The 12,063-nt window shown below is 43.2% G+C and carries 11 protein-coding genes; 4 read left to right on the plus strand and 7 right to left on the minus strand.

Features of this window, described 5'->3' with window-relative positions:
• Nucleotides 1–316: 316 nt before the first annotated feature.
• Nucleotides 317–880, plus strand: coding sequence for an SH3 domain-containing protein (locus AC5JL8_RS22495; protein ID WP_495881908.1), 564 nt, complete (start codon nucleotides 317–319; stop codon nucleotides 878–880).
• A 100-nt stretch (nucleotides 881–980) separates the two neighbouring features.
• Nucleotides 981–2,522: a phytoene desaturase family protein gene (locus AC5JL8_RS22500; protein ID WP_495881909.1), complete on the plus strand. Its 1,542-nt coding sequence runs from the start codon at nucleotides 981–983 to the stop codon at nucleotides 2,520–2,522.
• Between the two features lie 127 nt (nucleotides 2,523–2,649).
• Here the strand turns inward: AC5JL8_RS22500 and AC5JL8_RS22505 are convergent, their stop codons facing one another.
• Nucleotides 2,650–3,936, minus strand: coding sequence for a glutamyl-tRNA reductase (locus AC5JL8_RS22505; protein ID WP_495881910.1), 1,287 nt, complete (start codon nucleotides 3,934–3,936; stop codon nucleotides 2,650–2,652).
• A 94-nt stretch (nucleotides 3,937–4,030) separates the two neighbouring features.
• Nucleotides 4,031–5,068 carry a class II fructose-bisphosphatase gene (gene glpX, locus AC5JL8_RS22510; protein ID WP_495881911.1) on the minus strand — a complete coding sequence of 346 codons (1,038 nt, stop codon included), beginning with the start codon at nucleotides 5,066–5,068 and terminating at the stop codon, nucleotides 4,031–4,033.
• A 488-nt stretch (nucleotides 5,069–5,556) separates the two neighbouring features.
• On the opposite strand from glpX, the gene AC5JL8_RS22515 reads away from it, so the two are divergent.
• Nucleotides 5,557–6,129 (plus strand): DUF981 family protein, encoded by a 573-nt coding sequence (locus tag AC5JL8_RS22515; protein WP_495881912.1) that lies wholly within the window; start codon nucleotides 5,557–5,559, stop codon nucleotides 6,127–6,129.
• A gap of 807 nt (nucleotides 6,130–6,936) precedes the next feature.
• Nucleotides 6,937–7,299, plus strand: a complete 363-nt coding sequence (locus AC5JL8_RS22520) for a hypothetical protein (protein ID WP_495881913.1) — start codon at nucleotides 6,937–6,939, stop codon at nucleotides 7,297–7,299.
• 181 nt (nucleotides 7,300–7,480) lie between these two features.
• Here the strand turns inward: AC5JL8_RS22520 and AC5JL8_RS22525 are convergent, their stop codons facing one another.
• The 5 genes from AC5JL8_RS22525 to AC5JL8_RS22545 form a co-directional block, all read right to left on the minus strand.
• Nucleotides 7,481–7,678 (minus strand): hypothetical protein, encoded by a 198-nt coding sequence (locus AC5JL8_RS22525; protein ID WP_495881914.1) that lies wholly within the window; start codon nucleotides 7,676–7,678, stop codon nucleotides 7,481–7,483.
• Nucleotides 7,679–7,972: 294 nt separating this feature from the next.
• Nucleotides 7,973–8,167 carry a hypothetical protein gene (locus AC5JL8_RS22530; protein WP_495881915.1) on the minus strand — a complete coding sequence of 65 codons (195 nt, stop codon included), beginning with the start codon at nucleotides 8,165–8,167 and terminating at the stop codon, nucleotides 7,973–7,975.
• Between the two features lie 139 nt (nucleotides 8,168–8,306).
• Nucleotides 8,307–8,639: a hypothetical protein gene (locus AC5JL8_RS22535; protein ID WP_495881916.1), complete on the minus strand. Its 333-nt coding sequence runs from the start codon at nucleotides 8,637–8,639 to the stop codon at nucleotides 8,307–8,309.
• The gene (locus tag AC5JL8_RS22540) at nucleotides 8,587–10,566 is read right to left on the minus strand and encodes an SDR family NAD(P)-dependent oxidoreductase (RefSeq protein ID WP_495881917.1); all 1,980 of its coding nucleotides are present in this window, start codon (nucleotides 10,564–10,566) and stop codon (nucleotides 8,587–8,589) included. The genes AC5JL8_RS22535 and AC5JL8_RS22540 overlap by 53 nt, the downstream gene beginning before the upstream one ends.
• Nucleotides 10,567–10,622: 56 nt before the next feature.
• Nucleotides 10,623–11,606 (minus strand): aldo/keto reductase family protein, encoded by a 984-nt coding sequence (locus AC5JL8_RS22545; protein ID WP_495881918.1) that lies wholly within the window; start codon nucleotides 11,604–11,606, stop codon nucleotides 10,623–10,625.
• Between the last annotated feature and the right edge of the window lie 457 nt (nucleotides 11,607–12,063).

Below are 12,063 nucleotides of genomic sequence, written 5' to 3' on the forward strand. Positions count from 1 at the left end.
GCTTATTTTTTCGTTTATGTCATTGGGATGAATATTGGCTCTCTCTTAAAGAAGATGTTTTTTAAATATAAGATATTAAATTTCTAGCATAGCAGCTTAAAAATTGATTGATACCAGTACTAAATATTGGCATTGATGGTAAAAGATGTGTATTACCTTAAGTTTTAGATAAGTAATTAATTTAGTAATCTAAAATCAAAAATAAAATAATAGAACATTTTTCTAGGTTTATCAAAACAAAAATAATTAATAAAAAATGAGAGATTTGAGGATGAAATTTAATTTTATTTGCCAAAAATACTCAATTTTAAGCACTGTGCTATTGTTGACTGCAACAGGTTTTGCAACTCCTTCACTCGCTGTTAGTACGAGTAAAAATCAAGAAATTCAAACTTCTGCCTCAGAAAGCACATTGCAAAAAAAACAGGGTGAATATCAACTAGCGCAATATTCAAGTAACTGTCGCCGGATTATGGCAAGGAATGGCCTTTATGTCTGGCAAGGGCCATCAGTTAATAGTCGTATTGTTGGCCTTCTAGACTATGGAAGAAATGTCACAGTTGAAAATCGCGGGAAAAATGGCTGGGTAGCAATTTCCTCTCCTGTTAATGGATACATATTACATACTAATTTTCTTGCCTCATGCCAAGCCTCACAAGCCGCAACACCCCCTGAGCTAAACTTTTGTCGCAAGGTTACCGCTAATGGTGGGTTGGTGGTGCGAACAGCTCCTTCTAATAATTCAGCCAGGGTGGGAGTAGTTTCTAATGGTCAAAATGTTGTAATTGCACGAGGAAAAGGTGGTTGGGTACCAATTTCAGCTCCTTTGATGGGCTATGCACAGTCAAAATACCTTGCTTATTGCCCCAGAACACAGTGAGTGGTTGTATTCCTCATTTGCGATCGCCTCTTTATAAAAGTATAAAATTCAAAGTTGAAGCGGCTTGGGTGTTTTTACAAAAGTAATAGGGAGACAAAATTTGTTGAAGCCAGATGTAGTTGTCATTGGTAGCGGTATTGGTGGTTTAAGTTGTGCTGCACTTTTGGCGCGGTATGGTTTTGATGTCATAGTTTGCGAAAGCCACTCTATCCCCGGTGGTGCAGCCCACGCTTTTGAACGCAATGGCTTCAAATTTGACTCAGGGCCATCACTTTACTCTGGATTATCCTACAGTCCCTCTGCTAACCCCCTGCGGCAAGTACTAGACGCAATCGGTTCTCAGCTACCGTGCGTCACCTACGATACTTGGGGATGCTGTTTGCCAGAAGGTGATTTTGATACATCAGTTGGTGCTGAACAATTTTGTGAAGTGCTGATGAAATTTCGTGGTGATGATGCTGTAGCCGAATGGCAGCAACTCCAGCGTGTAATGGAACCACTAGCTAGTGCAGCAACAGCCATACCATCAGCCGCATTGCGCTTTGATTGGGGTGCAGTTAAAACTGTGAGCCGATTTGCTCCATCCCTATTTAGCCATGTTACAAATATTACCAAGCTTACCGGGCCTTTCAGCCAAATTATCGATGGCGTTGTCAAAGACCCATTTACACGTAACTGGCTCAATATGCTGTCCTTTCTACTCTCCGGGCTGCCAGCAGATGGTACGAGTGCGGCAGAGGTAGCGTTTATGTTTGCTGATTGGTATCGTCCAGGTGTCGTACTTGACTATCCCATTGGTGGTAGCGGTGCTTTAGTTGATGCCCTAGTGCAAGGGCTAAAGCGTCGCGGTGGTCAACTATTACTTGGCGCTCATGTGGAGCAAGTGCTTGTAGAAGATAACCGTGCAGTAGGTGTGCGTCTACGTGATGGTAAGGAAATCCGGGCACAGCGGGCAGTTGTTTCTGGTGCGTCGGTTTGGGATACATTGAAGCTGCTGCCAGAGAAGGCAGTGCCACAAAAGTTTCGCGCTAAAAGGCAAGCAACGCCTGAGTGCGATAGCTTCATGCATCTGCATCTTGGCATTGATGCCCAAGGATTACAATCAAATTTGGCGTGTCATTACATCGTTGTCAACAACTGGGAAATGGGAGTGACAGCACCTCAGAACGTTGTATTGATATCAATTCCTTCAATTCTCGACCCATCGCTAGCACCACCAGGCAAGCACATGATTCATGCCTACACACCTGGTAATGAGCCGTATGCTCTTTGGCAGGGAATGGACAGGAAAAGCCAAGAATATGCCCAACAAAAGCTTTTGCGTGCAGAGGTAATGTGGCAAGCTTTGGAACGCATCATTCCAGATATTCGTTCTCGTTGCGAAGTTAGTCTTGTGGGTACACCTCTGACTCATGAACGCTTTCTACGTCGCCATCGAGGTTCTTATGGCCCGGCTATTAAAGCAGGAGTTGGTATGTTTCCCGGCCCTGGTACACCTCTACCAGGGTTGATGTGCTGTGGAGATTCGACATTTCCGGGTATTGGTTTACCAGCAGCCGCTGCTAGTGGCATGATTGCCGCAAATACCATTGCACCTGTGCAGCAGCATTTAACTATGCTTCAGGATATTGGTTGTATTTAATTGTTGGCGTTGCAGAATAGCGCTTATGTAAGTTGGTATGCGATCGCCTGACTAAATTCCTATGCCAATAGCATAAGTGGTGCATTAGCAATTACACTAACGCACCATGAGAACATAGCTGTTGATTTCAGCTAAATTGTTCTTCTGCATCTAAGTTAAATAGCATTTGCAGAGTCTGCATACATCGACGTCTAGCTTCGACATCCTGTTGCGCTCGCAATTGCACCATCGGATCATGTAAAATTTTGTTAACTATTCCTCTTGTTAAAGCTTCGATTACCTCTTGATGTTTTTCTGCGAATTCCGAACCCAAGCGCGACAATGCTTTTTCCAATTCTTGTTCGCGGATGGTTTCGACTTTATTTCGCAGACAGCTAATAGTGGAGACAGTTTCTAGCGATCGCCACCAAACATCAAATGCCTCTACTTCTTCATCTAGTATTTTTTCGGCTTCTTGGGCCATCTTCCGGCGGCTTTCGTAGTTTTGCGCTACTACAGCCTTCAAATCGTCCACATTAAACGCTTGCACATTGGCTAATCCATTCACGTCTGCATGGACATTACGTGGTACGGAAATATCAAATAGCATCAGAGGCTGGTTAGGCTCTAAAACTATTTCTAACTTGGCGCGGTCAAGGATCGGATCTGTGGCCGAAGTACTTGTAAATACCAAATCGCTGTTAGCAATTACTGCCATCATTTCCGATAGTGGATGAATTTCGAGAGGCTGATCGGGGAATTGTTTGGTCAATTCTAGGGCACGTTCACGAGAGCGATTTAAAATATTAATTTGCCCAGCCCCTTTAGAAATTAGGTGCTGCACCAATAAGCGCGACATTTTACCAGCACCGAGAATTGCCACTCGACAAGCAGCTAAATTTGCCACTTTCATCTGTGCTAACTCCACTGCTGCCGAACTGATAGAGACTGCGCCAGTACCAATGCTAGTTTCAGTCCGCACCCGCTTGCCAGCTGTTAGTGCTTGCTTAAATAAGCGATTCAAAATTGTTTTTATACCGTTGTATTGCTGCCCCAGTTTGTGAGTATTCTTCACCTGAGCTAGAATTTGACCTTCTCCGAGTACCAAACTATCTAACCCAGCTGCCACCCGCATCATATGCATCACTGCATCATCATGCAACAACATAAACAGGTGATGTCGCAAAGAGATTACAGGCAATTTGCTGTATTCAGCCAGAAACTGAGTTACTTCCCGGATACCGTGTTCTGTTTCACCAGTCACGATATAAATTTCCAGACGGTTACAAGTACTCAGAATGGCAACTTCGTCAATATGGGGATAGCTGGTAAGTTGAGCGATCGCGCTTTCGGTTTGTGGTTCTGGAATACTCAGCTTTTCCCGAATTTCTACTGGGGCTGTTTTATGGCTTAACCCCACCACTGCTATATTCATCTGCTAAATGGTAATTGCTAAATGTTAATTGGTAAGTGGTGAATGGTCAGTGGGGAGTTAGGAATAGAATTCATTACTCCTAACTCCTCACTATTTATCGCAATTGCACGGTCTTAGGCTCTTCAAACATGTGAATGGTATCCACAAAACGAGCAGTTTTTGACTGGTTGGAAATAACTAAGCTTTGAGTTCTTGCTCCACCCTTGAAAAAGCGTACACCTTGCATTAAGTTACCAGAGGTAATACCGCAAGCAGCGAACAGCACGGTTTGACCAGATGCTAGTTCATGAGCATCGTAGACCTTATCGGGGTCATTGATATTCATAGACTTCAGACGATCAAGGTTGGCTTCTTTACTTTCTCCAATCAAACCTGTTTTCACTACTGCTGGATCGTAGATCAGTTGACCTTGGAAGTGTCCACCCAAAGCACGCATGGCGGCTGCGGAAATTACACCTTCAGGAGCAGCACCAATACCCATCAGCGCGTGGATGTTAGTTCCAGCAAAACCACAAGAGATGGCTGCACCCACATCACCATCGGAAATCAGTTGCACTCTCGCCCCAGCGTCGCGGATTTCTTTAATCAAATCGTTGTGGCGTTCGCGCTTCATGACAACTACCACAAGTTCTTCGATAGAGCGATCTAGACACTCGGAGAGAATCTTGAGGTTTTCTGTTGCTGACTTGTTGATGTCTACCTTGCCCTTAGCTGCTGGAGGTGCTGCTAACTTCTTCATGTAGAAGTCAGGAGCAGCAAATAATCCACCTTTTTCCGAAATTGCCAAGACAGCCATCGAACCAGGTTGTCCGTATGCTACCAGGTTTGTACCTTCACAGGGGTCAACAGCGATGTCGATTTCGACCAATTCATCTGGGTTACAGAAGTCTTTGGCATCTGGACGGGAGCAGATACCTACTTCTTCGCCAATATACAGCATAGGGGCATCGTCACGTTCGCCTTCGCCAATGACAATGCGACCACGCATATAAATTTTGTTCATCCGCTCCCGCATGGCTTCCACTGCTACTTGGTCAGCAATGTTTTTTTCGCCTTTGCCCATCCACTTTGAGGATGCGATCGCGGCTTGTTCTACTACCTCAATAATCTCTAACCCAAGTGTATTTTCCACAGAGTCGCCCTCTCAATTGCTTGACTTAGCGTCGTTTTATCTAGCTCTTCCAGTCTTCAAGTCTACCAAAGGGCGGATACACCTGGAAAATAGTCTTGATAGACACCTATGTTAAGTTTTACTGCTAAACATTTTGCAAAGTGTCTATTGTGACATCTTTTTCGGCTCATACTGCTCCTGTAAATAGTATGCTCTAGGGGAAAGCTATGCTTCTAACTGTGTGTTTTGTTCGTTTGTATTAACTTAAAATAAGCACTCGGAATATGCCAAGATCGTAACACTTAACCATCTATCAGCATAAAAAGCTGCTGTGTTCCCTCAAGAAAGCACGGCAGAGAATGAGGTAAAGTAGCTTGTACTGACGAAGCGATATTTGATACCTTAAACAATTTTTTCTTTTTACGCTTCCTAAATCAGCCTATACCTACAGCACTTAATGAGTGAAATAAAACAGTAAATCAACCTAGAAATACATTCAGACATTAATCATGTTTATCGACTACATCACACTCATGTTGATCAATATGGTAGCCGGGTTAATTTTACTGGCAGATTACGTGTATCGAGGGATAGATAACGCTAATCAGAAACAGTGGATTCCTGGCTTTGGAATTACAGGTGCGATCGCCTTAACAACTGGATTACACATGATATTTACTTGGCCAGTTGGTGGTAGTTTTAACATTGCTTTTGGTGAAACTACGGTATTGTTCGGAATTTTGTTCATTGCGTCAGCGATCGCACTTTCGTTAGGTTGGGATTTGCTGACAATTGCAATTTATGCTTTTTTTGCTGGCTTGGCTGCGATCGTGGTCGGTGTACGCATCATTAACTTGAACATGACACGGCAACCATTAATGTCAGGAATAGGTTTTATTCTCACCGGCTTGGGTGGCATTTTTGCTGCACCAACTCTCTATTGGAAAGCTAACCGAAATTGGCGCTTAATTGGTGCGGCGGTGCTGATCATAGCTGCGCTGATTTGGGCATTCACTGGTTATTTAGCTTACTGGAATCATTTAGAAGGTTTCCAAAAGTGGGTTCCGCTTCCTATGCGATGACTAATGCTAGATTTGTCAATTTAATTGTGATAAATGCGGAATTAGCCGCCAATGCTGGGCGAAAGAAATAAATCAGAAATACCTAAAGTATTAAACAAGAAAGTCTTGTCCCCAAGCGTTTTGGATGGGTGCGAACCTTCAACACTTTTGCTCTGTTGTGGCTGTAAGAGTATCGGCTTTCAAAAGATGGGCTACTTTTATAGTACGGAAAAGCTTAGGCTGCTCCAATACATACATGAAACAGCCGTTACTGCCTTCGCAATCAGTGATTTTTGTGGTTCCAATGATACAACAGCCACGTTTCTATACTGTTGGCGTTTCTTACTCTTTTCTTATTAATACTTGGATACCAAAGGCTAAACACACAAGGACTTGAGGTATTTAGCGATTCGTCAAAGGGGTGCGAGCGCACTTAGTCCAGTTCTAAACCCTATTCACAATCAGCAATTGATTATTGATAGTTATCCGGTCGCTTTTCTTCAGATGTACGACGCAAAATATCAATTGAATTAAGATAGCAAGGAATTAATTCATTTTTATATCTGTTGTAATTTTTATAAAAATTTAATATTTCTATAAGTAGCTAAAATCACATAACAAGTTAATGCTTATATATAACTATAGGCTCTATAAAAATTTTTGCAAGTTTAATTGGTGATGAGTGTTTGGATAATAAGACTTAGTTATAAACAGCCTGTTGTTTACTCTTATCCCATTTCACTTTAATAATGATACAAATACGCGGGATTTGGGTTTAGCAATGCTAAACCCCTACGAAAAATTTATGTCTATCAGGATTTTCGTGAATTGGTATTAGAGGATGTTAGGAAAGCATTAACCGAATCATTGCAACTTGCACAAATGTTTTATGTGTTTGAGGTAGAATTTCGTACTCAATCATGTTTATGTATTTTAGCAGGCAGCCTAGCTCAGACACTAAATAATTCTTTACTAGAGGCTTTCTTCAGAATTGACCTTCGTTTTCAATATAAAAACTGTATCCATCAGGAAGAACATTTAGCTAGGCTCCCCAGACTACTAATTCTCTCCCTTGCCGAGTTTGTTCTCGTCGCTGTTGCTAGCCTCACTGACATCTACAACAGTGACGGCATTTTTGCCAATGACTCTAAACTGGTTACCTTTAACTATCACAGCTGTATTCTCGTCTAGCCCCAGCCCCCACATATCCTGTTGATCAGCAAGGACTGAAAGTAAACACCCTAAGTGCCACTGTTGCTCAAATTTATAAATCTAAAGTTAACAGAATTCCATTCATACTAAGCTTTCTCTTGATAATAAAAAAGCTAGATTTGATCTGTCTCTTAATTGAATTACTAATGACTTCTGATTATCAAGTCTTAAAAATTTCAGATATCTCGGATTCAGATAGCCAGAGCATGGTTTCATAGCCGACCCTATCTATATTTTGCTTTGGTCTTAAAGGCATCTCTACCAAATAAACCCAGCTATCTGACTCTGGCCTATAATTTTTAATGATGCCTTCACCACCGACAAATACTACTTTTTGACCTTGGCTAAACTTCGGCATTGACAAAATATTTGTAATCATACTGTTCCTTTTTAAATCAATAAACTTTGCTTTATACTTTTAACTGCAAAAAATAGTTATTATCTATCGTAAATTTCAGTATTTTCTGTGTCAGGAGTATTAACTTTGAAATTTAGTCTATACATCCATAGTTAGTATTGAACCAAACAAAACGTAAATAGATTCTGCCAAAAAATCCTAATCTTCTATCTCAAAAAAAATGTCGCTTCATTTGGAATTAATAATTTTATTTAAGAGCAATTTAATTGCTCTTAAATAATGGAAATTTTCTATTTATGGCATCACACTCCAGGCTGAAACTAAATCTTCCAAGACTAATAACTTATTTGGATAATGAGCAGTTTCAGATATTAAAACTTTTAGGGTTACGGTATATACATTGTTGATAATTTCATGACCGTAACCAATAACTTTTCCCACCTGTCCAGTTTGGGGATTTAGTACATACTCATTAATGTTGAACATCATAGCAATTTTTCCATTTTTAAATCTAATGAACATGGTGCGTTCAAATGCATCTTGTTCTCAAATTTAAATAAAATAACTAGCGTTTATCTGTACGAACTCGTACAGATAAACTGAAAATAGTACTCAGGGAATATAGAGGTTATAAAGCAGTTATACTGAGGGAATAAATAATAAATTTTGGAATATAACAAGTTGTATTTCTGGTGGTGTATATCTCAGTTAATTTAGAATTGGCGGTATTATGAGCGATAAAGCCTTCTCTTGGATAGCGAGATAAACCACTGCTGACGATGATAGTGCCTCGCTTGTGTTCCATCATTGAGGGGATACAAACGAGGCAATCTAGGACATAGGCAATGAACAAAACGATGAGCGCGATCGCCAGAATCATCATTAAACCCAATTCCTGACTATCGACTTCAGCGAGCGATCGCTTGCTGAACACCTGCCAAACCCAGATAAAATAGAGCATCCTGGATAATCAGTTCGGGCAAAATCTCTGTAAACATCTGCACCGTCTGCTGAATTTGCTCGAAATCTTCGGGATTGTCTAAGAGATCGCGTACTTCTGCTTCACCGATGACAACCGCAGGACGAAGCTGACTGGCAGCATTCTCTGCTCTTTGCACAATTGCTTGCTTGAGAAGCTGATATTCCGGTCGCTCACGCCAGAGTTTGATATCCTCCCAAGCGGGAATGAAAAAGGCAGACCAACGAGCAAGAGCCTGGTAATCAGAGTTGACGAGCGGAACCCCCAGAGTTTGCTTAATGTCACGATACACACGCTGCATTTGTGCAGAAATTTCTCTTGCCTCCTGCTCCCCGGTTAATTTAATTTCTGGATGACGATAGGCATTCGGCCCCCGCCGGATATCTGCACTCCCATCTTGGCCAACGACTTCGCCTGCTAGGGTTTTACTTAAAGCGATCTGTTGAATCAGCAATTGCGGATTACCAAAGCTAAACGCATTCAATTCTCGCTGGATCTGCCGCTGCGATGCCTGATCAACATCGATTTGATAACTCGGTTGATACCAGTCATCAACATCTCGATATACCTGTTCGGTAATGGCGATCGCATTCTCTAAAAAATATTCAGTTTGTGTGGCTCCTTTGAGCCGTTGCCAAAACAACTGCATCACGGGGGGAAACATCGCGTAAGCTCGCCAGTTAGCAGGTTTCCAGGGAATCCCTAATGTATCTTGAATATCGCTTAAACAGGCTTGAACTTCAGAAGGTGCTTGGCCAGGATCGATTAATGGAAAGGCAGATTGGTTATCTTCTGCAAGGGTCGGTTTAGGGGCTTGGAGCGATAATTTGCCATCGGTTCCCACCTGTTTAACCTCGGTCGCACCTTTTGGTTCAGTTACCGGACGTTCGTTATTTCGTTGTGCGGCGCGATCGCTCAAATAAGTTAACCAAGAGGGCGACCAAGCTGAGTGGCTGTCTTTGCCAAATGCCCGCTCTTTGCCAATTCCACCCGGTTCTGGTAAAAGCTGATTTACCAAACCGAATAGATTGGTACTCAGTCCGGGGAACAGGGCATAGAATTTGACCGAGAACCAGGTTGGCAACGGCACAATGACTTCCGTAGCACCCCGGCGTAATCCAGCGATCGTGGCACGGGCAACCTTTTCTGCACTGGCAGAAATCAACGGTAGCGAATCACCAATGCTAAACCAAGCAAACTCCTTGCGGTGCTGACCTTTCATCACGGCATGATCGATCACTCCGGTGCGAATGAAACCAGGACATACGGTTGTAACGGCAATTCCATCTTTTGCTAACTCGGTTCGCATTCCTTCTGATAGCCCAACCAGGGCAAATTTGCTGGCGCAATACCCGACCATATGCGGCGATGCCAGTTTTCCCCCAATCGAGGAGATATTCACAATTCGTCCGCTCTTTTGCTGCCGCATCTCTGGCAAAACGGCATACATTGTGTAGAGCGGTGCCCAGAAATGCAGTTTCATCATATCGTCGTAGTCCTGCATAGTGAGGGTTTCTACCGGGCCTACGATGTCGGTTCCCGCATTGTTGATGAGAATGTTGATCGCTCCAAAGCGATGTTTCACCTGTTGTACCATTTGCTCAACCTGAGCTTGATCCGTCACGTCACAGGTCAAGGCGAAAACTTCACCGCCTCGTTGCTCCAGTTCATTTCGTGCCCGTTCCAGCTCTGCTTCATCCCGCGCACAGATTGCTATGCGTGCGTCTGCATCAATCAACTGGCGTGCCATCACCAGTCCCAATCCGCGTGAACCACCTGTAATCAGAATGGTTTTGCCTGACAGGTTGTAAATCCGTTCGCGCCACCAGCGATCGAGTAGCAGGAAAACGGGTAGTAAAGCGATCGCAAAGGCGATGAGCCTAAATAAGCTGTCATAATTGATATGCATTAATCAAAAACTCCTTTGATAGATTTGCAATCCCAATTGAGTGAATTGAGAACAGCTCAGACACCAACGGTGAGGCGATCGCTGATTTCCATTTCCAGAACTTCTTGAATCCGTTGAATCGTTACCGGAGACAGTTGCTTACCTGATGCGCTAGCGTTTTCCTGTACCTGTGTTGGTTGGCTTGCACCAATGATGACGCTACTAATTTCGGGATTGCGTAAGCACCAGGCAAGCGCCAGTTGGCTCAGGCTCAAACCTTCTTGCTCGGCGATGGGCAACAGTCGCTGCACCTTAAGTAACTGTTGCTGATCGAGTTTTCCATTGTTCAAAAACATATTTTGTTTGGGGTCACTTGCCCGTGACCCCTCCGGTAACGCTTGACCGGGTTTGTATTTACCAGTCAGCAAGCCTTGTGCTAAGGGAGAGTAATTGATTATGCCAATCCCTTCACGACGGCACAGAGGTAATACTTCTTCTTCAATCGAGCGGTCAAACATATGGTAACGAGGCTGATCGGACGCGATCGGCGCGAAATTTGCCAACCGGGTCAGGTCGGTTGCATGGGCGAGTTGTCCGGCACTCCATGCAGAAACTCCGTAATAAAGGATTTTGCCCTGTTTCACCAGATGATCAAATGCCATCAGGGTTTCAGCTAGCGGTACGGTGGGGTCATAACGATGTGCCTGGTAGAGGTCAATGTAGTCCAGCCCCAATCGCTTCAGGCTGGCATCACATTGCTCCAAAATATGTTTGCGTGATAGCCCGCGATCGTTCGGCCCATTGCCCATTGGGAAATAAACTTTGGTTGCCAGAACATAGGATTCACGCGGGTACTGCCGCAGCACCTTACCCACAATTTTTTCGGCTTCTCCCCCAGCATAGACATTTGCCGTGTCAAAGAAATTAATTCCCAAATCATAGGCTTGCTCAATACATTGACGGGCAGTATCTTCTACCGTTGCGCCACCATAGGTGAGCCATGACCCTAAACAAATTTCCGACACACGAATGCCGTGTTTACCTAACTGCCGATATTCCATAAGTTATCTCCTTTTCGCGAAACCTCCATTGACTCCCCACTGCTGTCAAAACGAATACTAAAATTTCGCACTGCAAACAAGATGCGAGCGAGTGATGGCGATCGCATCGAGATTAATTCTTTAAGCCCACTTTAGAAAACGTTGATGGCTAAGTTCTCTTTCATCAGGAAGAGACACCAGTTCATAAATAGGTAATTTATAATAAAAACTCTTGTAGCCAAACCAACAAGTCTAATTGTTTACTCTCGGTAGAAATTATTAACCTGGCAATTGTTGCTGAAAACTTTGGAAGTTGACGAAATCATTCGGGTTTGGGCCGTCGTTGTTGGGACTTTTGATCATGACCACAAGCGATCGCACCTGTTTTCCACCTAGAAAAAAGTTCTTGAGTTGTTTCGGTGATTGGGTTGGGAGCGATCGCTCGAATGAGAGAGGAAATCAAATCGCTTGCTTTTGT

The sequence above is a fragment of the Mojavia sp. genome, assembly GCF_059505145.1.